The organism is Roseovarius halophilus (ex Wu et al. 2025), assembly GCF_047086965.1.
Window position 1 is genome coordinate 1 of sequence record NZ_JBKOTX010000034.1, and the last position, 22916, is coordinate 22916.

Consider the following 22916-nt stretch of genomic DNA (forward strand, 5'->3'; position numbering starts at 1 on the left):
GCCCGCGCGGCTGCTGTCCGGCGGCGAACAGCAGCGGCTCGCGCTGGCCCGCGCGCTGGCGCTCGACCCGGAGGTGCTGCTGCTCGACGAACCCACGGCCAGCCTCGACCCGGCCTCGGTGCTGATGATCGAACGCATCGCCGCCGACGCGCTGGCGCGCGGGGTGCGCCTGATCTGGGTCACGCATGATGTCGGGCAGGCCCGCCGCATGGCCGACGACATCGTGTTCATCGCAGGCGGCAAGGTGGCCGAGCATTCGGCCGCGACCCGCTTCTTCGACGCGCCGGCAAGCCAACCGGCGCGGCGCTACCTCGACGGCGATCCCGTCGTCTGATCCACTCCCGCAAGAAGGAACATTCCATGCTCGACAGAAGACTGCTTGGCGGTACGGCCCTCGCCCTGATGCTCGCGCCCCTTGGTGCGCTCGCGCAGGGCAGCGGCGCCATCATCGTGCAATCCACCACCTCGACGGCCAATTCAGGCCTCTACGACCACCTTCTGCCCATGTTCGAGGAAGAAACCGGAATCGACGTCAACGTCGTCGCGGTGGGCACCGGGCAGGCCATCAGGAACGCGCGCAACTGCGACGGCGACGTGCTGCTGGTCCACGCCAAGCCGGCCGAGGAAAAGTTCGTGGCCGACGGCATGGGCGTGTCGCGCACCGACCTGATGTACAACGACTTCGTGATCGTCGGGCCCGCCGACGACCCGGCCGGTGTCACCGGCATGACCGACGCCCAGGACGCGCTTTCCAGGATCGCCTCGGCCGAGGCGGGCTTCGCCTCGCGCGGCGATGACTCGGGCACCCACAAGAAGGAGATGTCGCTCTGGGCCGATACCGACGCCGACCCGGCCGCGGCTTCCGGCGACTGGTACCGCGAAACCGGCTCGGGGATGGGCGCGACGCTCAACACGGGCATCGGTATGGGCGCCTACGTCATGACCGACCGCGCCACGTGGATCAGCTTCGCCAACAAGCAGGATTACGAGATCCATGTCGAGGGCGACGAGGACCTGTTCAACCAGTACGGCGTGATCCCGGTGAACCCCGATGCCTGCCCCTCGGTCAATATCGAGGCCGCGCAGACCTTCGCCGACTGGCTTCTTTCCGATGCCGGGCAGGACGCGATCGGCGCCTACATGGTGGACGGGCAGCAACTGTTCTTCCCCAACGCGCCCGAATAAGCTATCCCTTGCCGCATCACGCGGGGCGGCGACGGGCCGCCCTGCATCGGCGACCGGCAGGGATGAATGACACGAGCGCGGACCGGGGCAGACCCCGAATTCCTGACAGTGCGCGAGCTGGCCGAGCTTCTGCGCATCAAGGAACGCAAGGTCTATGACCTCGCCGCCACGGGCAGCGTCCCCTGTTCGCGCGCCACGGGCAAGCTGCTGTTCCCCGCCGCCGAGGTGCGCGCATGGATCGCCGGCGCCAGCACCGGCGGGACGCCCGACATCGGCCCGCGCCCGCCTGCCATCCTGCTGGGCAGCCATGACCCCCTGCTCGACTGGGCGATCCGGGAATCCCGCTGCGGGCTGGCCACGTTCTTCGACGGCTCCCATGACGGTCTCGCGCGGTTTCGCGCGGGCGAAGGGGTCGCGACGGGCCTTCACGTGCACGACGCCGCCAGCGGCGACTGGAACCTGCCCGTCGTCGCGGAAAGCTGCGGCGACCGGAACGCCGCGCTCATATCCTTCGCGACGCGGCGCCGGGGCATCGTCGTCCGCACAGGCAACGGCACCATCAAGGGCATCGCGGATCTTGCCGGCCATCGCGTCACGCCGCGCCAACCGGAATCGGGCACCGAAACGCTTTTTCACCACTTGCTGGCCCGGCACGGGGTGTCCGCCGGCGAGATCACTTTCGGCGACGTGGCCCGCACCGAAACGGACGCGGTCCAAAGCGTGGCCCGCGGCACCGCCGACGCGGCCTTCGGGCTGGAATGCGTGGCGCGCGATTTCGGGCTGGATTTCCTGCCGCTCGTCAACGAACGCTTCGACCTGCTGGTGGATCGCGCCGCGTGGTTCGATCCGCCGCTTCAGGCCCTCGAGCGTTTCTGCCGCGCCCCGGCCTTCGCCAAGCGTGCCGAGATGACGGGCGGCTATGACCTCGGCGGTCACGGCGAGGTGCGCTGGAACGCGTGACCGGTCCCGGCGACGGGCCCTTGGCCTTGCCGGTGTCTTGCCACGGCGCACGCCGTGGTTACCCCCGCCAGTGCCCTGTCGCCGCGCCGACGCGATGCCGACGCGACAGGGCCGCGATACCGACGCACGCTTTCGCCCGCCTCTCCGCGCGTTAACCCCGATTCGCGCCCCCGCCCTTCCCACGGGCGGCCCGATCCGCTACTGCTCTGGCGAAATGCCCCAGTCAAAGGCCCGCCCATGAAACCCATCCGCCTGCTCTCCGGTGTGCTGACCGTCGGCGGGTGGACCCTGATGAGCCGCTTGCTGGGCTTCGTGCGGGACGTTTTCATCGCCTCCTTCCTCGGCCCCGGCGTACTGATGGACGCCTTCGTCGCCGCCTTCCGCCTGCCCAACATGTTCCGGCGCTTCTTCGCCGAGGGCGCGTTCAACTCCGCCTTCGTTCCGATGTTCTCCAAGCGATTGGAATCAGGGGAAGATCCCGAAGGTTTCGCCAGCCTCGCCCTGTCCGGTCTGGGCCTTGTCCTGCTGGTGCTGACCGGGCTGGCAATGGTCTTCATGCCCGCGCTCGTCTGGGCCACGGCCGAAGGTTTCGCCGGGGACGCCCGCTTTGCCGTCACGGTGGATTTCGGCCGCATCGTCTTTCCCTACATCCTGTTCATATCGCTTGCCGCGCTGTTTTCGGGCGTGCTCAATGCCGCCGGGCGTTTCGCCGCCGCCGCCGCCGCGCCCGTGCTGCTGAACATCCTGCTGATCGGCGCGATGAGCCTGGCCTGGGTCACCGGCGGCGCTGTCGCACAGGCGCTTGTCTGGACGATCCCGGTGGCCGGCATCGCCCAGCTCGTCCTTGTCTGGCACGCGGCGGACCGCGCCGGTTTGCGCATCCGCCCTGTCCGTCCGCGCTGGACGCCCGAAATGGCCCGCCTCGTACGGGTCGCTTTGCCAGCCGCGCTTGCCGGGGGCGTGGTCCAGGTCAATCTGCTGGTGGGCCAGCTGGTGGCGTCGAATTACGACAAGGCGGTCAGCTGGCTCTACGCTGCCGATCGGCTCTACCAGCTTCCGCTCGGCGTGGTCGGGATCGCGGTCGGCATCGTTCTTCTGCCCGACCTGTCCCGACGACTGAAAGCGGGGGACGATTCCGGCGCACGGCACGCCTATTCACGGGCCGGCGAAATTTCTCTTGCATTGACAATACCTTGCGCGGTCGCGCTGCTGGTCATTCCGCTACCGCTCGTTTCGATCCTGTTCGAACGCGGCGCCTTCACAACGGATGACACCGCGGCGACCGCGTTGGCGGTTGGCATCTACGGCCTCGGCCTGCCGGCGTTTGTTCTGCAGAAAGTCCTTCAGCCCCTCTTCTTTGCCCGCGAGGACACCAAGAGCCCCTTGCGCTACGCCTTGTGGGCAATGGTCGTGAACGCGGTACTGGCCGTTGGGCTTTCGTTCTACATCGGCTGGATCGCGGCCGCCATCGCGACGAGCGCGGCCGGCTGGGTCATGGCGTTGCTCTTGATGCGGGGCGCTGGCCGTTTCGGCGACATCGCCAGCTTCGATGACAGGTTTCGCCGCCGCCTGTGGCGCATCGTGGTGGCATCCGCCATCATGGGCGGCGTGATCTGGAGCCTCTGGGCGGCGTTCGGACCCTTGTTCGCCGTTCCGGGCTGGCGCTGGATGGCGCTTCTGGGGCTCGTGTCGGCCGGCGCCGCGACCTATTTCGGCATTGGCCACCTGATCGGCGCTTTCAAGTTGCAGGAGTTCCGCCGCAACCTGCGCCGGGGCTGATCTGACGCCGCGCCGATCATTTATGCCGGATGCGCGCACGCAACCTTGCCCACCCGCCGGGCGCCAGGAAGAAAGACATCAAGAACCCGAATGCAAACCCGCTGATATCCGCGATCCATGTGCTGTTGCCGCCGAAAAGCACGCCGAAAATCAACTGGATCAGCAGCAGGACCCCGATCAGGGTGAAGGCCCGGTATTGCTGCGCCCCCATCTGGCCGAGTTTCAGCCACATCAGGTAGGTGAACCCGCCGATCAACCCGTAAACGCCGGGAAAGGCGCCGATCAGCCAAGGCTGCGCAGGCCCCACGAGACCGAAGACAACCGCGCCGGCCACGCCGGAAAGCAGGAAAAGCGCCAGAACCGCCGCCTGGCTGAACACCTCGCCCACGAACTTGCCGAGCGCCAGCAGAAGCACGCCGGCAAAAAGCGCATGGGTAAAGGTCCCGTGCACGAAGGCGTAGCTGACGAACCGTACCATGTGCTCACCCGGGAAAACCCCGTTCTGGAACATCCAGCCAATGATGTCGCTGTTGACCGCGTAGCTCTGGATCGCGGCATTGCGCCATCCCACCGCTTCGGGGCCACCGATGATACCCCGCGCGCCAAGGGTGAACGCCGCCTCGACCCCGATGATCACGATGAAAAGCGCCGCGACCACCGGGGGCAGCGGATTTACCGGGCTTTCTGTTTCGGGGCTTGCCATGCCTGCTCTCCTTGACGCCACTCATGCCCATGGGTAAGCGAGACGGACCGATAGATCCAGACGGAGTCATCCCATGACCGAGGCGGCTTCCTCCGCTCGTGCCGACGGCGCGGCAGCGTCCTCCGGCGACCATGCTGCGGCCTTCACGCCGCGTGTGTTTTCCGGCATCCAGCCGTCCGGAAACCTTCACCTGGGCAACTATCTGGGCGCGCTCAAGCGTTTTGCCGATACCCAGAATGCCGGCGTCCAGTCGATCTACTGCATGGTGGACCTGCACGCCATCACGGTCTGGCAGAACCCCGAGGAATTGCGTCACGCGACCCGGGAACTGGCGGCGGGTTTCATCGCTTCCGGGCTGGACCCGGAAAAATCCATCCTTTTCAACCAGTCACAGGTCGCCGAGCACACGCAGATGGCGTGGGTTTTCAACTGCGTGGCACGCATGGGCTGGATGAAGCGAATGACGCAGTTCAAGGACAAGGCGGGCAAGAACGCCGAAGAGGCGAGCCTCGGGCTGTTCGGGTATCCGGCCCTCATGGCGGCTGACATCCTTGTCTACCATGCCACGCACGTCCCCGTCGGCGAGGACCAGAAACAGCATCTGGAGCTGACCCAGGAAATTGCCCGCAAGTTCAATCACGATTACGGGGTGGACTTCTTTCCGGTCACCGAACCGGTCATCGAGGGCGCGGCAACACGGGTGATGAGCCTGCGCGATGGGTCGAAGAAGATGTCGAAATCCGATCCGTCGGATATGTCCCGCATCAACCTGACGGACGACGCCGACACCATCGCCAAGAAGATCCGCAAGGCCAAGACCGACCCCGAGCCGCTGCCCGAAAGCCCGAAGGCTCTCGAAGAGCGGCCCGAGGCGCGCAACCTCGTCAATATATATGCTGCGCTCGCGGATCGGACCGTCGCGCAAGTGATGGAAGAAATGGGCGGAAAACCGTTTTCCGAGTTCAAGCCGGCGCTTGCCGATCTGGCGGTGGACAAGATTGCCCCGATCTCGTCCGAGATGTCACGGCTGATGCAGGACGTGGTCGAGATCGACCGCACCCTGTCGCGCGGCGCGGAACGGGCCCGGGCAATTGCCCGGCCCGTCCTGCAGCGCACGTACGACATCATGGGCATGGTCGGCGCCGGGTTAGGCTAAGCCGCCTGCGCACCGCGTTCGCGAACCGGGCCCGCCACGGTTGACCGATACGCCCTGGCGCGACACTCTGTCGTGATAACGGCCAGCGAAGTGACCGATGCGAACGCGACCCTTGCATGAATGCATGCCGATGCCCCCGGCTCTCGCCCGGTTCCGGGCATGACGGGGCGACATCGCCCCGCGGAGGGTGAAATGGCACCCGGGCACCCCGCTTACCGTGCCACGGTGCTAACGCTATGCGCAGTCGGCGTGGGCACATTAGCCTCGCTCGCCGCCATCGCGCTCACCGATGCCGTGACGTGGCTGAACGGTGAATTGCTGATCGCGCCGCGCGCAAGGGTCCAGTACGAACAGCAGGGGCTGCTTGTGCCTGTGGCCACTGTCTGCGTGCCCACGTTTGGCGGGCTTCTGGTGGCGCTCGTCATGAGATACCTGTCTGCGCAGGGGCGCCCCCTCGGACCTCCGGACGTGATCCGCGCGGTGCAGTTCGAACGCCCGATGCCAGGCTTTCGCGACGGGATGGCCTCGACGGCGGCGGCACTGATCTCGTTGGGGTTCGGCGCCTCGGTAGGGCAATACGGCCCGATGGTGTATCTTGGCGCGATGCTGGGCGGGCTGGTGCGCCGCCTTCGGCTTGCCGTGCCGAACCTTTCCGCGATCGCCGTGGCCTGCGGGGTGGCCGCGGCAATCTCGACCGCCTTCAACGCGCCGATTGCAGGCCTCGTTTTCGCGCACGAGGTTGTCCTGCGACATTATTCGACCCAGTCCTTCGCCCCCACGACGGTAGCAGCGGCAACGGGCTATGTCTTCGCGAACGTGATATTCCAGCGTCCCCCGCTGTTCCTCCTGCAGTTCGACGGGGTGCAAAACGGGTACGAATTCGCTTTTTTCGCCCTGCTCGGGCTGTTGTCGGCGGCGCTTGCGATCCTGTTCATGCGGCTGATCCTGTGGATGGCCGGCCACGCCGCCCGGTCGCGCATTCCCGCCCTTCTGCGACCCGCCGCGGCGGGCTTGGCCGTGGGGGCCACGGCGCTCTGGCTGCCGGATGTCCTTGGCATAGGCACGGAAGCCCTGCGCTTCGCGACCATCGAACACGCCTTCGGCGCCGGGGAGCTGGCCGTTCTGGTGGCAACCAAGCTGTTCCTGACTGCGCTTTGCATCGGTTTCGGCTTCGTCGGCGGCGTATTCAGCCCCGCGCTGCTGATCGGAATCCTTTTCGGCGCGCTCTTCTGGACGGCGCTCGATGCATCCGGGTTTGCAGCCACCTCGGGCGTGGCCGTCTACGCGATCTGCGGGATGATGGCCCTCACAAGCCCGGTGATCGGCGCGCCGCTCACCACGATCTTGATCGTCTTCGAGTTGACGCGCAACTACGACATCACCATTGCCGCCATGGTCGCCGTCGTCTTCTCGAACCTTGTCGCGCACCGGTTCTTCGGGCGCTCGCTGTTCGACGTGCAACTCGCGCGACGCGGGGCCGACCTGTCGGCGGGGCGCGATCAGGCCCGGCTGGCGGCCATCCGGGTGCGTGACTACTGCACGGCCGACATGATCACGGGCAGTACGGATGACGATATAGGCCGCCTGCGGCGGGCACTTGCCCGGTCAGACTGGAGCGAGGCCTATATCACCTCGCCAGAGGGTGCTTTCCTCGGAACGCTGCAGGAATCGGCCGAAGGCGACGAGTGGAACAATGTGCTGCGCCGCCCGGCGTTGCAATTCGACGAGGAAACGACAGTCATGCAGGCCATGCAGGCACTGCCCGGCTTCGTCGGGGACGCCATCCCCGTGGTGCACAGCCGGAGCGGCCGATTGATCGGTGTCGTCTCTGAAGCGGCCGTGATCGAAGCGTACCTCGATGTCTCCAATGCGCTCAGGCGGGAGGAAAATGCGGTTCTTTGAGAAAAACGGTCGCAAGGTGCCGGGCCTTTGGGCGCAGCTTTTCCTGCTGCTGACATCTGGCACGGCGGCGATGGCGCAGGATCCGCTGACCGTCGTCACCTGGGGCGGCGCCTATGCCGACGCGCAACAGGAGGCCATATTCGCGCCATTCACCGACGCCACGGGCATCCCGGTCGAGGTCGTGACCTACAACGGGAGCCTCGGGGCGCTTGATGCGCGGGCCGCGGCAGAGAGCTGGGACGTGATAGACATGCTGGAGCCCGTGGCCATATCGGGGTGTGAAACCGGGCGGCTTCAGGAATTGAATGCCGCCCGGATCATCGAGGCAGACCGTCGTGGCATTGATGCCGATTTCCATCCCACCCGCCTTCGCCGCTGCGCGATACCTCAGAACGTGTTTGCCACCGTCATCGCCTATGACGACCGCGCCTTTCCGGGTGTAAAGCCAAGCTCAGTCGAGGATTTTTTCGATGTGGAGCGCTTTCCCGGCAAGCGCGCCATCGCGAAATCCCCGGATGGTATCCTCGAATGGGCGCTCATGGCCGAGGGCGTGCCACCCGCACAGGTCTACGACCTGCTCAGCACCGATCGCGGGCTCAGATTGGCATTCCGGCAGCTGGAAGAGTTGCGCGGGCATATAATCTGGTGGCAGGATGCCGGGGCGCCGCCGGCCCTGCTCTCCGAGGGCCGGGCCGTGATGGCCAGCGGCTATAACGGCCGTTTCTTCGCGGCCGCGCAGGAACATGACGCACCGATCAGCGTGATATGGGACGGTCGCCTGATCGGAACCGATGTCTGGTCCGTCCCGTCGGGCACGGACCGCCCGGAGGACGCGCGCCGGTTCCTGCGTTTTGCCTCACGGCCCGAAACAATGGCACGATTGGCCGAGCGCATCCCCTACGGCCCGGCCCGGAAAAGCGCCATGGCACGGGTGGGCCTGAACCCCGGCACCGGTATCCCGATGCGGGATCACCTGCCGAACGCGCCGCAACACGGCGCGAGGCAGCTGGTCAGCGACAGCCCTTGGTACAGCCATACACGCGAGATGCGTCAGCGGCGCTTCGAGGATTGGCTCGCGCGCGGCAAGTAACAGGCGCTTGACCTCGGCTTTCGGAGACCGCATCAACACCCATGACGTGAGGTGCCCATGAAACCCGAAGAAATTGCCCGACTTCCATATCGTCCCTGTGTCGGCGTGATGCTCGCCAACGAAAACGGGCATGTTTTCGTCGGGCAACGGATCGACAACGCGGGGCCTGCGTGGCAGATGCCACAAGGTGGCGTTGACCCCGGTGAAAACCCGCGCGATGCCGCGCTGCGCGAACTGCGCGAAGAAATCGGCGTACCTGCCGAACTGGTCACGGTCGAAGCCGAAACGGCGGAATGGGTATCCTACGACCTGCCGCACGATATCGTGCCGCGTATCTGGAAAGGCCGTTTCAAGGGACAAGCGCAGAAATGGTTCCTGCTGCGATTTCACGGCACGGACGCGGATATCGACATCCGGACCGAGCATCCCGAATTTTCGGAATGGTGCTGGTTGCCCCCCGACCGGCTGGTGGCCCATATCGTCCCTTTCAAGCGCGCGGTCTACGAACAGGTTCTCGCCGAATTCCGGGAGCGGCTATGAGGCACCTTTGGTTCTGCATCGCTCTCATTTTCATGGCTGGCCCGGCCGTTGCACTGAGTTGCCTGCGGCCCGATGTGGCACGCAGCTTCCACCGGGCCGACGCGGCACCGGAAACGTATCTGGTTGTCCATGGGAAACTCGGTTTCGACGAAAGCCTGCTTCCCGAAAGGAACTTGCGTTCCTGGCAGGGGGCACCGGCCGAGACGCTGGTTCCGGCGGTGCTCAAGGGGAAATCGCTTTCGAAGGCCGGCTTCGAAACGGATTTCGATCGGCAGATAACGCTGAAGGTTCAGTGTTTCGGGCCGTGGTGTGGCGGCGCCGTTTCCGGCATCGACTATCTTGCCTTTGTCGAGAATGACTCGGGCGACTTCTTTCTGACGCTGGGGCCTTGTGGCGGGTTCGATTTTCCGCGCCCCGATGCGGAAATGCTCGAAACGGTCCTTCGCTGTTTTCGCGGTGGCCGGTGCGAACCTGCAAAACGTCCCTGATCGCATGCTCACCATGTCAGGCTGATCGCGGTCCGCCTTTTCGAGCCTGCAACGGGCCACCCGTGACACTTGGGTCGTCTTCCTGACTCGAAAAAAGAACAAAACATGAATATAATCACGACTCGCCATGTTTGCCGAGCTGTCGATCACATCGAACTTCACCTTCCTCACCGGTGCATCCCACCCGGAGGAATACGTGCACACGGCCGCCGCGCTCGGAGTGTCAGCCATCGCCATCGCCGATCAGAATTCCGTTGCCGGAATCGTGCGTGCCCATACGGCCGCGCGTGAAATTGCGCGGCAGGTCGCCGAGCGGCAGGCACTCGAGGCACGGGATGGCCTTGTCGGCCCCCCATCCCCGACCGTTTCCAGGCCTGACTGGGCAAACATCCCCCGGCTCATTCCCGCCGCCTGTCTCTGTCTTGAAGAAGGCATCACGCTCACCGTCCTGCCGTACAACCGCGATGGCTGGGGGCAACTGTGCCGGGTTCTCAGCATCGGCCGCCAGCGTGCGCCCAAGGGGGAATGTCACCTGACGATGGACGACCTGCCGGCCAGCACCCTCGACCTTGCCATTTTGCTGCACCCGCCGAAACGGCGCATGGATGATTGGCTGCCAAGAGCGCAAGAACTGCTTCGTCGGCTTGACACGAACGTTCACCTGCTCATGGCGCCCCGTTACGACGGGCAGGACCCGGTGCATTTCGACAGGCTGCACGAGCTGGCCGCGACCCTCGGCCTGCCCAAGATCGCGTCGGCAGAACCGCTCATGCATCGAGCGTCCCGCCGAAAGCTGGCCGATGTGCTTTGCGCCATTCGCCACGGGTGCCGGGTCGCGAATCTGGGGCGAGGGGCTTTGGCCAATGGTGAACGGCGACTGCGAAGCGAAGGCGATATGCGTCGTATTTTCAAGGATCACGAAGGCGCCGTTCATCGCGCGCGCGAACTGGCCCGATCATTGACGTTTTCACTGGACGAGCTTCGCCATGAATACCCCGCCGAGGTTTCGCACGGCGAGCCCCCGGATTGCAGGCTGCAACGTATGGCCGAGGAAGGACTGGCCTGGCGCTACCCGCAGGGCGCCCCGGAGAAAGTGCGCAATCTTCTTTCCCACGAGCTTTCGCTTATCACGCGCTTGAACTATGCGCCCTACTTCCTGACCGTGCATGATGTCGTCACCTTTGCCCGGTCCCGCGGCATCCTCTGCCAAGGGCGCGGCTCGGCGGCCAATTCGGTGGTCTGCTACTGTCTTGGCGTGACCTCTGTAAGCCCCGAGACCGGCACAATGGTGTTCGAGCGTTTCGTTTCCGAAGCCCGCGACGAGCCACCGGATATCGACGTGGATTTCGAGCATGAGCGCCGCGAGGAAGTGATCCAGCACATCTATGAACGCTATGGCCGCCATCGGGCCGGGCTTTGCGCCACGGTGATCCATTACCGGGGCAAACGCGCGATCCGCGAAGTCGGCCGCGCCATGGGCCTGAGCGAAGACGCCATATCGGCGCTGTCCTCGCAACTCTGGGGATTTTTCGCCGCTGGCACGCTCGAACGGCAGCGCCTGCTCGAAATCGGGCTGGACCCGGATGACCGGCAACTGCGCCAGACCATGCAGATGGTTCGCGAGATCGACGGATTTCCACGCCACCTGTCGCAACATGTGGGCGGCTTCGTGATGGCCGAAGGACGGCTGGACGAGCTGGTGCCCGTCGAGAATGCGGCAATGGAAGGTCGGACGGTTATCTGCTGGGACAAGGACGACATCGACGCCCTGGGAATTCTCAAGGTGGACGTGCTGTCCCTCGGCATGCTCACCTGTATCCGCAAGGCATTCGACCTCATCGCGCACCACCACGGGCCCGCCTACACGCTGGCCACGTTGCCGCCCGAGGATGACGCCGTCTACAACATGCTGTGCCGCGCAGACAGCATCGGCGTCTTCCAGGTGGAATCCCGCGCACAAATGAATTTCCTGCCGCGCATGCGCCCACGCTGCTTCTACGACCTCGTGATCGAAGTGGCGATCATCCGCCCCGGCCCGATCCAAGGGGACATGGTTCACCCCTATATCCGCCGCCGGAACGGCGAGGAATCCGTGCGTTTTCCCTCGGACGAGCTGGGCAAGGTGCTGGCCAAGACCCTCGGCGTGCCACTTTTCCAGGAACAGGCGATGCAGATCGCGATCACCGGGGCAGGCTTTTCCCCGGCAGAAGCCGACCGTCTGCGCCGGGCCCTTGCCACGTTCAACAAACGCGGCAACATTTCCGAGTTCCGGGAACGCTTCCTCAAGGGCATGGCAAGGAACGGCTATGACAAGGATTTCGCCGAACGTTGCTTTTCCCAGATCGAGGGGTTCGGCGCGTACGGTTTTCCCGAAAGCCATGCCGCGAGCTTCGCGTTGCTCGTCTACGCCTCAGGCTGGCTGAAATGCCACCACCCGGGAATTTTCGCGTGCGCGCTGCTCAATTCCCAGCCGATGGGCTTTTACGCCCCGGCGCAGATCGTGCGTGATGCGCGGGATCACGGCGTGACCGTACGCCCTGTCTGCATACAGTCCAGTTACTGGGACAACGTGATGGAACCCGACGGAGAAGGCGGGCTGGCCCTGCGTCTGGGGTTTCGGCAGGTTCGCGGGCTGTGCGAAGAAGATGCCACATGGCTCTGCGCGGCGCGGGGCAACGGGTACGCCGAAGTGGCCGACCTCTGGCGGCGCGCGGGGCTTTCACCGGCCACGATAACGCGACTTGCCGAGGCTGACGCCTGCGCCGCGCTAGGGCTTTCGCGGCGCGAGGCCCTGTGGCAGGCCAAGGCGCTTGCAGGCACCGAACCGCTTCCGCTTTTCGCCGGGGATCTCGACGGCGAAGCGATACACGAGCCCGACGCCCACCTGCCCGCCATGACCGCGGGCGAAGACGTCGTCGCGGATTATGCCACGACCCGGCTGTCGCTGAAGGTCCATCCGCTGGCCTTGCTGCGTGACACGCTGACGCCGCGTGACCACGAGACTGAAACGGCGCGCTAGTCGTCCTGCGTCTCCCACGATTCCATGAGTTCCAAGGCCTGCTGCGCCGTCTCGACGAACCGGAAAAGTTCCAGATCCTCGGGGCTGATCGTGCCGGCTTCGGCCAGGGCGTCCCAGTTGATGATGCGGCGCCAGAATTCCTCTCCGAAAAGCAGGAAAGGCACCTTGTTCATCCGGTCGGTCTGAATGAGGGTCAGCGCCTCGAACATTTCGTCAAGCGTACCGAACCCCCCGGGGAAGCAACAGACGGCCTTGGCCCGCATCAGGAAATGCATCTTGCGGATGCCGAAATAATGGAAGTTGAAACACAGCCCCGGTGTCACGTACTCATTCGGCGCCTGCTCATGGGGCAGAACGATGTTCAGCCCGATGGAGGCACCGCCGGCATCCGCCGCGCCCCGGTTGCCCGCTTCCATCACGCCGGGCCCGCCACCGGTGGCCACCACGTATTCGCGCCCGTAACTCGCCATCGACTTCATCGTGACCAGCCGCGCGAACTCGCGCGCCTCGTCGTAGAAATGCGACAGTTCCGCCAAGGTCCCGGTGCGCGCGCTTTCCCGTTTCGCCGGTTCGGGTATCCGCGCCCCGCCGAACAAGACGACCGTGCTCTCGATGCCGCGCTCGTTCAGGATCATCTCGGGTTTCAGCAATTCAAGCTGAAGCCGCACCGGGCGCAATTCGTCCCGGCACAGGAAATCCGGATCGGCAAAGGCCAAACGATACGCGGGCGCACGGGTTTGCGGCGTATCCGGCACCTGCGCGGCGCTGCTGCGATCGGAATGGGCATCGCGGAACTGGCTGTGGCGGTCGTCTTCCATCGCGGAATTCCTTGTTGGGTCTCCACGTCAAGGCGTATAACTTTCAACCCGGCTTGACCAGTAACGGAGGGCGGAACGGCATGGACTGGGAACAGGCAATTTCGGATGCCGCAAACCGGATAGAACCGCATCTACGCCGAACGCCGGTGCTGGCGGCGACAGGATTCGGGCTGGAATACCCGGTCGACCTCAAGCTCGAACAGCTTCAGCATACCGGCAGCTTCAAGGCCCGCGGGGCTTTCAACACCCTGCTTTCGGAAACGGTCCCCGATGCGGGGCTGGTCGCGGCCTCGGGCGGCAACCACGGCGCTGCTGTTGCCCATGCGGCTGCCAGTCTCGGGCATGGCGCGCGCATTTACGTTCCCGAACTCGCCGGCCCGGCAAAGATCGGGCTCATCCGCCGGCTTGGCGCCAGGCTGATGGTCGTGCCCGGCGCCTATGCCGAGGCCGCCGCCCGCGCGGCCGAGTGGCAGGATGCCACCGGGGCGATGCAAATCCATGCCTATGACGCCCCCGCGACGGTGGCCGGTCAGGGCACCTGCATGGCGGAATGGGAAGATCAGGGCCTCGCCGCCGACACGGTGCTGATCGCCGTGGGTGGCGGCGGGCTGATCGCGGGGGCAATGGGATGGTTGCAGGGTCGGCGCAAACTGGTGGCGGTAGAGCCGGAAACATCCTGCGCCCTGAATGCCGCGCTCGACGCCGGGGCACCGGTGGATGTGGGCGTTTCCGGCGTTGCCGCCAATGCCCTGGGGGCCAGAAAGATCGGTGACATCTGTTTCGGGCTTGCCCGCGAACACGACATCGAAAGCGTCCTTGTGCGGGACAGCGCGATCACCGACGCACAGGCAGCCCTTTGGCGGGAATTGCGCCAGTTGGTGGAACCGGCGGGCGCGACCGCGCTTGCCGCGCTCATGTCCGGCGCCTACCGGCCAGAGCCGGGCGAACGGGTGGCCGTGCTCGTCTGCGGCGGTAATGTCGCGCCGGACCCCTTGACGCCCGAGGATGGCTGACCGTCCGCCACCCGAGCGCGAAGTTCCGCCCCGCCATGCCGCGAATTGTATCCACGCGGTCGCATTGCACGACGCGCGCAGCCGTCTTATAGGCCATTGCCAGCATCACCAGATATCCGAGGGAGAGCCTGCATGTCGAACGCCCAGCTTGAAAAAGCCATCGAAACCGCGTGGGAAGGCCGCGACCGGATCACGCCGACAACCGGCGGTGAAACGCGCGAAGCAATCGAGGACACGCTCGAGGCGCTCGACAGCGGCAAGCTGCGTGTGGCCGAACGGTCCGCCAGCGGCGACTGGCATGTCAACCAGTGGGCCAAGAAAGCGGTTCTGCTGGGCTTCCGCATCAAGGACATGGAAAAGCAGGCGGGCGGCCCACAGGACGGCGGCTGGTGGGACAAGGTCGACAGCAAGTTCAAGGGCTGGGACGATGACCAGTGGCGTGCGGCGGGGTTCCGCGCCGTCCCCAACTGCGTGGTGCGCAAATCCGCCTATATCGCGCCCGGCGTCGTGCTGATGCCGTCCTTCGTCAATCTCGGGGCGTATGTGGACGAAGGCACGATGGTCGATACCTGGGCCACGGTGGGGTCCTGCGCGCAGATCGGCAAGGGCGTTCACCTGTCGGGCGGTGTCGGCATCGGCGGCGTGCTTGAGCCGCTCCAGGCCGATCCCACGATCATCGAGGACAACTGCTTCATCGGCGCCCGCTCCGAGGTCGTCGAAGGCTGCATCATCCGCGAAGGCTCTGTCCTTGGCATGGGGGTGTATATCGGCAAATCCACCAAGATTGTCGACCGCGAGACAGGCGAGGTTTTCATGGGCGAGGTGCCGCCCTACTCGGTCGTGGTGTCCGGCTCCATGCCAACGAAGAACAACCTGAACCTCTACTGCGCGGTGATCGTGAAGCGGGTGGACGCCCAGACCCGCGCCAAGACCGGCATCAACGAGTTGCTGCGCGACTGAGCGGCGTTGCCCGCATCAGCAAACGGGCCTCATGGGTCTTGAGGGACAAGCGCGCGGCTGGCCAGTAGTCGGCCGCGCGCCCAAGGATCAGGTCAGGGAAAAGCCGCCGCAACTCCGCCTCGGTTTGCGCGTCGAAACCGCGGATCGTCTCTGTCCCGGGATGGTAGCTTTCGCTCCACAGGCCGTTCCCGCAAAGCACCTCGTGACGATCGAAAAGCAAGTGCAGATATTGCACGATCCGCCCGTCCTCCCGCCGACGGATCGTGCGGTCATTGACAAGTTCGCGCGCCTTGACAAGCACCTCGTGCGCGTCGAAAAGCATCTCGGCCCTTGGCGACGCGAGCAGCAAACGGTGATTTGGCGAGACCTCGATCGCCGCGTGGTCCCCGAGCGCGCCGGCCTCCAGCAGGACCGGGGCATCGCGCCCCGCAGCCCGGCGTACCGTGCGGCCGATCCAGCGAAGCGGCTGAAGCCCGTGATCCTTCGTCAAGACAAGGTCGCCGACCTCCAAAGCCTCGACCGGCCGCTGGCCCTCGATCGTTTCGATCATCGTGCCGGCGGTGAAGCAAGGCGCGACGGTCGTCACGTTAACGAAGGCGGTATCCGTGTTCCCGGCAATGTCCGCGACGGTGTAGGAAAAGATGCCCGCGCCAGGCTCCCCGTCCGACGCGAGTTCGAGCCCGCTGTCGGTCAGGGTCACTTTTTCACCGCCGGACAGCGTGACGGTGTCCCCCACCCCGACCGGCTGACCGTTGACCTGCGTGATGGTCAGCGTGCCGCCCTGGGCGCTGTCGTCATTGGCCAGCACGTCGAGCGTTTCCGGCGCCGACCCCGACAGCTCGACGGAATCGTCACCGGCCACAAGGGCCGTCTGCACCGAATCACCGGCAATCAGCAAGTTGCTGTCATAGGCGCTGTCGCCGCCGTCCGCGATGGCGATCCTGATATCGTTGACCTCGTCGGGCGAGACCGGGGCCTTGAGCGTGAGGGTCACGGTGAACCCGTCCATCTCGGTGTTGGCGGACTCGGCGTCATCCGGGTTGTCGACGTAGAGGTTCTCGTTGTCTCCGTCGTTGATATTGTTGATCGTGATATCGCCGCTGCCCACGGTGAGTTCGGCCTTTTCGCCGTTGACCCAGATCCCGACCGCGTCGTTGAAACCCGAGTCCACCCATTCGAGGTATTCCTCGGACGAAAACGTCACCTGCATCGTCAGCGTGCTGCCGTCGGGGACGAACTGGGCCTCCAAGACGGCGGCGTCGTGGGTCGTCTGCCCGGAAAGCGCGCTCAGGTCGGCGTCGCCCGCGGTGCCGTGCATCGTGGTGGTGTGCGAGCTGGCATTGGCATCGCGGCCGGCGTTCGTGATGTCCTCGGCCCGGCCCGTCGAGAGGATCACGCCGGAGTCCGCCGGGGTCACGCCCGGGGCGACGCTGTCGCCGTCGGTGTAGGTGCCCGACGCCGAGCCCGCGCCGGTGTAGCTTGCCGATTGCACGGCGATGCCGTTGCCGAACATCTCGTTGGCCATATCGAGGGCCGTGGCGGTCGTGTCGACAGGCAGTTCCGAGGCCTTGATCATGTCATGCTCCTTGATTGCGCAACCGTGTGCGCATGCCTGGCACAGCAGGGCTGAACACATGCTGAACCCGACACCGCGAAAGAGGTCCGAATGATGAAACTTTTACCCGCCGCAGCGCCGGTCCGCGGTCTGACTCGGTCCAAACCCGTCTTGCGGTCCGCCAGACGGGTACACTGCCCCGGATTGACGGCGCGCAACCGGGCGGGTACGAGCCACGCATGAGCGATAATGCAAGAACCTCACGCCAGCAGGTCCATACCTTGCTTGTCGAAATCGGGCGCAAGACCGGCGACGGGCTGCCCGACAAGGCGACCGGCGCGGCGCTTGTCGTCTACGCCTCGGGTGTGACCGAAGACGAGGCCGTGCGGGAAACCGTGGCGATCCTCAAGCAGGCCGATACGGCACCGCTGGACGTGTCAGGGTACGGTACACTGGAGGAGCGCGAGGCCGAGGGCCACGACATCAGCACGGAAGAACGCGCCATGATGCAGCGCGCCCTTGATGAAAACGCGGTGATCGTCGCTCAGATGACGCCGTTTTTCGACTGATACATGATCCTCGGCGCAAGGGCGCGGGGCGCGGGTCAACGGATGCGGTTTTCCGTCACGCGGCGCGATTGAGCGCCAGCGTGACCGCCTCGTAAGGTTTCAGCACGGGATGTACCGGTTTGGCATGTTCGGGTAGCCGCGAACGATCACAGCCTGCGAGAACACTTGCTGCCAACTCGTCCGGCTTGCGGCGCAGGCGCCCTATGTACAGGCTTTCGGTCGTCGCACCGGCCGTCTGCAGCGCCTCGTGCCCGGGCAGAAGAAGTTGGTGATAGCGTACAAGGGGCGGGCCTTCCGCGTAGCGCGCGAAAATTTCATTCACCAGATGTCTGGCCTGTACCAGAACCGTCTCGCGGCCGAACATGTAGTCCACCTGTGTTCCGGAAATGAGCAGGCGCTGCTGCGGGGCGACCACCAGATCCCGGCACAACCCGAAATACGGCGCGCGCAGCAAGACGGGCCGCAGACTGCCCCTGGCCGGGACCACGCGACTGACAGCCTGCAACACGGGAACACGGGCGTCATCGGCAGTTGCCACGAGATCCCCGCGCTTCAGGTCTGCCACGGGCACCTGACCCGACGCGGTCGTTATCGGTACGTCAGCGGCAAGCCCGGGCATCGGGCCGACCGGCTCCAACCGCGAGGATACCGCGAAAAACGCCACATCGGGCCCAACGCTGCGGCAACAGGGGTTCTCGACGACCCGGCGCAACTCGGCCATCGGCATCGGATGTGGACGCGCGATGCCCACCGATACCGCGAATTCGCTATCAGGCCGCTCAAGCGTCAGCCTGCCCCACTTTGCCGGAGCGTCCCAAGTGTAGGTCAGGCGCAACACGTCCCCCCGGCCAGCGCCTTCGTCGCGCAATGTGCCATGCCGGATATCGCTGCCCTGCGACTCCGCCACGAAGAACCCGCCGTTCGACAAAGACTTCAGAGTGAAGCTGCCGGACCATGGGAAACCGCGATGAAAAGACAGAAGCGTTTGCGGGCGATCATGACTGACCGGGCCTGTTTCCAGAAGGATCGTACCCCGTGGCAACAATTCGTCGGCAGGTACGGGACTTGCCGAAGGCGCGGTGCCCAATCCACCCGCATTGAAACACCCGCCATTGATGTCGGCTATGCCAATCCAGCCCACTGTCACGCTGCCCGGTCCTGACCTGACACGAGAAGCCGTGCCTCGTACCGCTTGAGCATCCGTCGCGCCGCCGGGCTGTAGCCCGCGCCGGTTTCCGGGTCGATTTCCGGGAAAATCATGCAAATTTCGCGCACGATGTCGGCCTCGAAACTTTTCTTGACCTGAGGACCGGGAAGGAAGCTCTCGGTTTCGAGACCTTCGGAGAATACGACTTGGTGGCGATCGAGTAGAATATGCACGTACTCGACGTCGCCACCTTCGACACGCTGCACGGAATTTCCATTGAGCAGATCGCGCGCTGCGACCAGCACCTCGGGCTCGCCGAAGAGCAGCTCGGAAAGGCTGTCTCGGATCAGGATCCTGTGCAAGGGTGACACCACAAGATCACGGTGCGGCCCGAAGGTCCCCGCGGCAAGCCGGATCGGCGCGAAATCACCTTGGGCGGCCACGGTTCGTCGCCCGACCCAGCGAAGCGGCTGTGCGCCTTCGTCCTTGGTCAGCACAAGATCCCCCGGTAACAGGTCCTCGACGGGGACTTCCCCGCTCGGGGTCGCAATAAGCGTGCCGGCGACGAAACACGGCACGGAATCAACCGTGACGAAACCGACATCGGAATCGCCCGACCCGTTTTCGACATCATAAGTGAAATTGAAACTCTCGGTATCGCCGTCCCCGAGGACGGTGACCGTGCCATCGGAATTCAGCGTGACCTGCTGACCGCTGTTGAGCGTGACACTGTCGCCGGCCGAGACAGCCTGACCGTTGAGATGCGTGATCAGAAGCGAGGCGCTTCCGGGCGCGTTCACGTCGTTGGCCAGCAGGTCGAGCGTTTTGGATCCATCCGGATGAAGGTTTGCCGTATCATCCATCGCAACGATTGACGTCTGCACGCTGCCGGAGGCGATCAGCAGGTTGGAGTCGTATGCGCTGTCGGTAACATCGGCAATCCCGACGCGGACCGAGTTAACTTCGTTCGGATTAACGGGCATGGTCAACGTCATCGTCACCGTCAGCCCGTCCATTTCCGTGTTGTAGGCGCTGTCACTATTATCGAGGAACAGGTTGGCATTACTGCCGGCGTTCACGTTGTTCGGGTCGACATCCCCGTCACCAACGCTGATTGGAACCTGGCTGCCGTTCACCCACACGCCGACGAAATCCTGGAAAGCCTCGGTGGCATATTCGGGATATTCCTCCGACGCGAAGATGAACTTCATGGTCATCAGCTCGCCGTCGGGAACGAAATCCACATCCAGATAGGACGCATCGAATGTTGCCGCGCCCGCTGCGGCGTCGAATGCCGGGTTGCCGTCAGCTCCATTGGTGTTGGTCGACGTGTCCGACTGTTGATTGGCATCATCGCTCAGCCACCACGCCCAGGGTGGCCCGTTGCCGGGCGAATTCGTGTAATCATCCGCACGTCCGGTCGACAGGATCACGCCGCTGTCACCCGGTGTCGCCCCCGGCGCGATGGTATCGCCGTCACTGAAGATGCCGGACGCCGCACCGTCGCCGGAGTAGCTGGCATTGAGTACCGTCACCCCGTCGCCGAAAATGGTCTCGGCCATTTCTGTCGCCGAGGCGTTACTGTCCACAGGAAGCTTGGAGGCTGTGACCATCGCCCTGTCCCTCGTTACCATGAGGTCAACACAAAACGGTGAGCCTGCGACATGCACGCAAGCCTCTGGATGAACAGCCTTATATCCGCTCGATGCCGGCCTTTTCGGCCCTGATGTTTTGCCCTGCCTCGGGTTATTATTAACATCTGCATATCAGGAAACGGATGATTTGTTAACAAAAAACACGGCGCGCCCCACACGGCCATGCAGGGTTTGCGCTTCTGCACCTTTCCGGATAATCCCTTCACGCAGTACGCTGGCCAAAATACACGAGGGACAATGCAACCCGCCCCAGTCGATCCCGTGGAACTGACCGAACACCTGATCCGCTGCCCCTCGGTTACGCCGAACGAGGGGGGCGCGCTCCACCTGATCAAGGACATGCTCGTCGCTGCGGGATTTTCATGCACCAAGGTTCCCCGCGGCGGCGTGGAAAACCTCTTTGCCCGATGGGGCAAGAAAGGCGCTTCGAGGACATTCGGCTTCAACGGTCATACTGACGTTGTGCCGGCCGGTGACGAAGCCGCCTGGACCTACCCGCCCTTCGACGCCCGGATAGAGGATGGTACGCTATGGGGGCGCGGCGCGACCGATATGAAATCCGGCGTTGCCGCGTTCGTCGCCGCCGTGATCGACCTTGTGACACAAACCCCGCCCGAGGACTGCGCACTTGTCCTCGCCATCACGGGCGACGAGGAAGGCGATGCCGTGGACGGCACCGCCGCACTGCTGGACTGGATGGCCGCCAATGGCGAACATATGGATGTCTGCCTCGTGGGGGAGCCGACATGCCCCGACCGGATGGGCGAGATGATCAAGATCGGCCGGCGCGGCTCGCTCTCGGCCTGGATCACGATCACCGGCATACAGGGCCATTCCGCCTATCCGCATCGCGCGAAGAACCCCCTGCCCGCCATGTCGCGGCTGGTGGATCGTCTGGCGTCGCACAAGCTGGACGAGGGAACCGACCATTTCGACCCTTCCACGCTGGCCGTCGTCAACATAGACACCGGAAATCCCACAACGAACGTGATCCCGGCAGAGTGCCGTGCGACGGTCAACATCCGCTTCAACGACGCGCATGACAGCGAGACACTGATCGGTTGGCTTCAAAGCGAGATCGACAGGATCGACTCGGAATTCGGCGTGACGAGCAAAATGCACGTCAAGGTATCGGGCGAAAGTTTCCTGACCCCGCCCGGGCGGCTGTCAGACCTCGTTGCGGCCGCCGTCAAAGCGGAAACCGGCGTGACGCCGCGCCTTTCCACAAGCGGTGGTACCTCGGACGCGAGGTTCATCAAGGATCACTGCCCGGTTGTCGAATTCGGCCTTGTCGGGCGGACAATGCACCAGGTGGATGAACGTGTTCCCGTTGACCAGGTCCGGCAGTTGAAGGCCATATACTCACGCATATTGCGGGATTATTGCGGCTGAAGAATGCAACGCCAGTTGATCGTGATGCTGAAGGAGCCTCGGGCAGGACGCGTCAAGACACGGCTGGGGCGAGATATCGGCATGGTCGGCGCGGCGTGGTGGTTCCGCCATCAGACACACCGGCTGCTGAACAGGGTTGTCGATCCGCGATGGAAGGTGACGCTTGCCGTGTCGCCCGATATCGAAGGCATGAAAAGCCGCGTCTGGCCCGCCCATCTTGATCGTGTTCCGCAGGGCCCCGGCAACTTGGGCAGGCGCATGGCGCGGTTGTTCCATACGCGCCCGCCGGGGCCGGTCTGTATAATCGGCGCCGATATCCCGGCAATCCGCAAGCACCATATCGCGCGTGCCTTCGGCACGCTTGGGTGCAGCGACGCCGTTTTCGGCCCCTCGACGGATGGCGGATACTGGCTGATAGGCCTCAAACGGGTTCGCCGGCCCGCGCCGGGCATCCTGCGGGATGTGCGATGGTCATCGGAACACGCTCTGACCGACAGCATCGCTAGCCTCGGAGACATGCGCATAGCGCAGGCCGATACCCTGACCGACGTCGATACCGCGGCCGATCTGCGCCGCGCATGATTTCTGGGCCCTGCAACGCGCGGGACTACCCGGTTTCGAGACAATGGCGCCTGAACGCGCGCTTGAGCATGTCGAGCTCCTCTCGCAGGAGCGTGACCTCCGCCCGGATATCATAGCTCAGCGCGTCGCCGGACATCAGCGCGAAGCTATCGAGCGTGTCCCCCGACCGCCTGTCACGTATCAGGAATGTCTGAACACCGTCCGCGATCAACTCAGGCGGGATCGGCACGCGAACCACCCAGAGATTTTCATCGGGTTTCTCGACCACCTCAACCCCCTCCAAGACCTGTTGAAGGTGGGTCACTTCGATGTCGGGCGGCCGGGTGCCCTGACCCTCGCGGGTCAGCACGCCTTCCCAGACACCTTCGAAAAGCCGGGTTTTGGTAAGGACGAAATCGCTCAT

Annotated in this window: 21 protein-coding genes; 15 read left to right on the plus strand and 6 right to left on the minus strand. The window is 64.6% G+C overall.

What is annotated here, in order from left to right; translation table 11 throughout:
- The 4 genes from ACH107_RS09240 to murJ all read left to right on the plus strand — a co-directional run.
- A partial coding sequence (locus ACH107_RS09240) for an ATP-binding cassette domain-containing protein (protein ID WP_412505584.1) occupies window positions 1-334 on the plus strand: 334 nt, incomplete at its 5' end.
- Between the two features lie 26 nt (window positions 335-360).
- Window positions 361-1185 (plus strand): substrate-binding domain-containing protein, encoded by an 825-nt coding sequence (locus tag ACH107_RS09245; protein ID WP_412505585.1) that lies wholly within the window; start codon window positions 361-363, stop codon window positions 1183-1185.
- 66 nt (window positions 1186-1251) lie between these two features.
- A complete protein-coding gene (locus tag ACH107_RS09250; RefSeq protein ID WP_412505586.1) occupies window positions 1252-2145 on the plus strand; it encodes a substrate-binding domain-containing protein in 894 nt (297 codons plus the stop codon).
- Window positions 2146-2382: 237 nt separating this feature from the next.
- On the plus strand, window positions 2383-3924 hold the full coding sequence (gene murJ / locus ACH107_RS09255; protein ID WP_412505587.1) for a murein biosynthesis integral membrane protein MurJ: 1542 nt from the start codon (window positions 2383-2385) through the stop codon (window positions 3922-3924).
- Window positions 3925-3940: 16 nt separating this feature from the next.
- Here the strand turns inward: murJ and ACH107_RS09260 are convergent, their stop codons facing one another.
- On the minus strand, window positions 3941-4627 hold the full coding sequence (locus ACH107_RS09260) for a rhomboid family intramembrane serine protease (protein WP_412505588.1): 687 nt from the start codon (window positions 4625-4627) through the stop codon (window positions 3941-3943).
- Window positions 4628-4700: 73 nt separating this feature from the next.
- On the opposite strand from ACH107_RS09260, the gene trpS reads away from it, so the two are divergent.
- The 6 genes from trpS to ACH107_RS09290 all read left to right on the plus strand — a co-directional run bounded on the left by trpS (window position 4701) and on the right by ACH107_RS09290 (window position 12822).
- The gene (trpS, locus tag ACH107_RS09265; protein WP_412505589.1) at window positions 4701-5783 is read left to right on the plus strand and encodes a tryptophan--tRNA ligase; all 1083 of its coding nucleotides are present in this window, start codon (window positions 4701-4703) and stop codon (window positions 5781-5783) included.
- 192 nt (window positions 5784-5975) lie between these two features.
- Window positions 5976-7685 carry a chloride channel protein gene (locus tag ACH107_RS09270; RefSeq protein WP_412505590.1) on the plus strand — a complete coding sequence of 570 codons (1710 nt, stop codon included), beginning with the start codon at window positions 5976-5978 and terminating at the stop codon, window positions 7683-7685.
- Window positions 7672-8775, plus strand: coding sequence for an ABC transporter substrate-binding protein (locus ACH107_RS09275; RefSeq protein WP_412505591.1), 1104 nt, complete (start codon window positions 7672-7674; stop codon window positions 8773-8775). The genes ACH107_RS09270 and ACH107_RS09275 overlap by 14 nt, the downstream gene beginning before the upstream one ends.
- A gap of 57 nt (window positions 8776-8832) precedes the next feature.
- Entirely contained in the window at window positions 8833-9315 is a 483-nt protein-coding gene (locus ACH107_RS09280) for an RNA pyrophosphohydrolase (RefSeq protein ID WP_412505592.1), read from the plus strand.
- Between the two features lie 74 nt (window positions 9316-9389).
- On the plus strand, window positions 9390-9803 hold the full coding sequence (locus ACH107_RS09285; RefSeq protein WP_412505593.1) for a hypothetical protein: 414 nt from the start codon (window positions 9390-9392) through the stop codon (window positions 9801-9803).
- 127 nt (window positions 9804-9930) lie between these two features.
- Window positions 9931-12822 (plus strand): error-prone DNA polymerase, encoded by a 2892-nt coding sequence (locus ACH107_RS09290; protein ID WP_412505594.1) that lies wholly within the window; start codon window positions 9931-9933, stop codon window positions 12820-12822.
- On the opposite strand, the gene ACH107_RS09295 is transcribed toward ACH107_RS09290, so the two are convergent.
- Window positions 12819-13640: a TIGR00730 family Rossman fold protein gene (locus tag ACH107_RS09295; protein ID WP_412505595.1), complete on the minus strand. Its 822-nt coding sequence runs from the start codon at window positions 13638-13640 to the stop codon at window positions 12819-12821. The two genes, ACH107_RS09290 and ACH107_RS09295, sit on opposite strands and share 4 nt — an antisense overlap.
- Window positions 13641-13720: 80 nt before the next feature.
- Here ACH107_RS09295 and ACH107_RS09300 point away from each other — a divergent pair, with 80 nt between their 5' ends.
- Window positions 13721-14653 carry a threonine/serine dehydratase gene (locus ACH107_RS09300; protein ID WP_412505596.1) on the plus strand — a complete coding sequence of 311 codons (933 nt, stop codon included), beginning with the start codon at window positions 13721-13723 and terminating at the stop codon, window positions 14651-14653.
- A gap of 132 nt (window positions 14654-14785) precedes the next feature.
- A complete protein-coding gene (dapD, locus tag ACH107_RS09305; RefSeq protein WP_412505597.1) occupies window positions 14786-15613 on the plus strand; it encodes a 2,3,4,5-tetrahydropyridine-2,6-dicarboxylate N-succinyltransferase in 828 nt (275 codons plus the stop codon).
- Here the strand turns inward: dapD and ACH107_RS09310 are convergent.
- Complete coding sequence (locus ACH107_RS09310) at window positions 15591-17189, minus strand: choice-of-anchor L domain-containing protein (protein ID WP_412505598.1); 1599 nt, start codon at window positions 17187-17189, stop codon at window positions 15591-15593. The two genes, dapD and ACH107_RS09310, sit on opposite strands and share 23 nt — an antisense overlap.
- A 218-nt stretch (window positions 17190-17407) precedes the next feature.
- On the opposite strand from ACH107_RS09310, the gene ACH107_RS09315 reads away from it, so the two are divergent.
- Window positions 17408-17737: a hypothetical protein gene (locus ACH107_RS09315; protein WP_412505599.1), complete on the plus strand. Its 330-nt coding sequence runs from the start codon at window positions 17408-17410 to the stop codon at window positions 17735-17737.
- 55 nt (window positions 17738-17792) lie between these two features.
- Here ACH107_RS09315 and ACH107_RS09320 read toward each other — a convergent pair whose 3' ends face one another.
- Together ACH107_RS09320 and ACH107_RS09325 are read right to left on the minus strand one after the other, a co-directional pair.
- Window positions 17793-18644, minus strand: coding sequence for a Hint domain-containing protein (locus ACH107_RS09320; protein WP_412505600.1), 852 nt, complete (start codon window positions 18642-18644; stop codon window positions 17793-17795).
- A gap of 236 nt (window positions 18645-18880) precedes the next feature.
- Window positions 18881-20446: a Hint domain-containing protein gene (locus ACH107_RS09325; protein ID WP_412505601.1), complete on the minus strand. Its 1566-nt coding sequence runs from the start codon at window positions 20444-20446 to the stop codon at window positions 18881-18883.
- A 330-nt stretch (window positions 20447-20776) separates the two neighbouring features.
- Between ACH107_RS09325 and dapE the strand changes: the two genes are divergently transcribed.
- Entirely contained in the window at window positions 20777-21931 is a 1155-nt protein-coding gene (dapE, locus tag ACH107_RS09330) for a succinyl-diaminopimelate desuccinylase (protein WP_412505602.1), read from the plus strand.
- A 3-nt stretch (window positions 21932-21934) separates the two neighbouring features.
- Window positions 21935-22513, plus strand: coding sequence for a DUF2064 domain-containing protein (locus ACH107_RS09335; RefSeq protein ID WP_412505603.1), 579 nt, complete (start codon window positions 21935-21937; stop codon window positions 22511-22513).
- A 25-nt stretch (window positions 22514-22538) separates the two neighbouring features.
- Here ACH107_RS09335 and ACH107_RS09340 read toward each other — a convergent pair whose 3' ends face one another.
- Window positions 22539-22916: a hypothetical protein gene (locus ACH107_RS09340; protein ID WP_412505604.1), complete on the minus strand. Its 378-nt coding sequence runs from the start codon at window positions 22914-22916 to the stop codon at window positions 22539-22541.